2 protein-coding genes are annotated in these 1,008 nt (G+C 69.6%); one reads left to right on the top strand and one right to left on the bottom strand.

The window, feature by feature from the left end; genetic code table 11:
* On the bottom strand, positions 1 to 101 hold a 101-nt coding region (locus tag ACWDSL_RS53540), incomplete at its 3' end, for a biotin carboxylase N-terminal domain-containing protein (RefSeq protein WP_158786612.1).
* Positions 102 to 537: 436 nt separating this feature from the next.
* Between ACWDSL_RS53540 and ACWDSL_RS53535 the strand changes: the two genes are divergently transcribed.
* Positions 538 to 1,008 (top strand): hypothetical protein (locus ACWDSL_RS53535; protein ID WP_450497051.1); only part of this gene is annotated, 471 nt, incomplete at its 3' end.

Here is a 1,008-nt window from a genome sequence, read left to right as displayed (position 1 = left end):
GGATCGGCGTAGACCGCAACACTCGCGATACCGGCATCCCGACAGGCACGGGCAACGCGGACCGCGATTTCGCCACGATTGGCGATGAGCACCTTGCGCACGATGGCTCCCTCCTTGAAACAAGCCGAGTTTAGGTACTGGCGACACCCCAAGCCGAGAAGAACCCGGGCGTGAGGTTGACCACACGGAGCGTGAACCCTGCCGAGAAGAGGCAGCCGAATCCCCCGTCGTTCCACGGTACGCCCGGTTTTTCGGGCCGCCGGGCGGTTCGCGTTGTGGCCGGGTTCACCGGTGGACGGAGCGGCGGTCAGCCGCGTTTCTTTGTGGAATCCCTACGAACCGAGGGCGGAAACTTTGCCGCGGCGTTCCGGTCGTACAAGTGCGTTCGCGCCCCCTTGTCGGGGGGCTTACCCGTTAGTAGCGTTCGCGATGTCGAACCTTCGATGTCGAACCTTCTCGGAGGGACGGCCCCGAACCGGTGCAGCGGAAGAGGTGGGCGGGGTGGCACGCAGACCCGTGGCCGTGGTGACGGCCGTGATGCTGATCGTGGAGGCGGCCGGGATAGCGCTGCTCAACTGGATCCTGGGCATCGTGGTCGACCGACAGCAGATGTCCCTGGCCGGCCTCGACACGGACGCGATGTCGATCGGCACATGGGTCGCGGGCGGGCTCTTCGGCCTCTACCTGCTGCTGTGCGCCGTGGTGCTGCTGCGCGCCGGCGTACGGGACCGCGCCCCCGGGCGTGCGGCCCGCATTCTGCTCATCACCTGCGCGGTGGTGCACGCTCTGGTGGGCGCCTTCGTGGTCGGCCTGGTCGGCTGGACGGCCTTCGCGCTGATGATGGTGATGCTCGGCCTGATCGTGCTGAGCCTCCTGTCGTACGACGAGTCGGCGGGCACGGCCGAGCCCGACGCCGCCGCCCCGGGCCCCACGGGGGCCCGGGGCGCCGCGGGGCGGGCCGCGCCGCCTCCCGGACCGGCGGGCGGCTGGCGGGGTCGTCGGAAGAGG

Source organism: Streptomyces sp. NPDC000941 (genome assembly GCF_053599555.1).
Note: the sequence above shows the minus strand (reverse complement) of the source record. Positions and strands in the feature narration are given on the sequence as shown.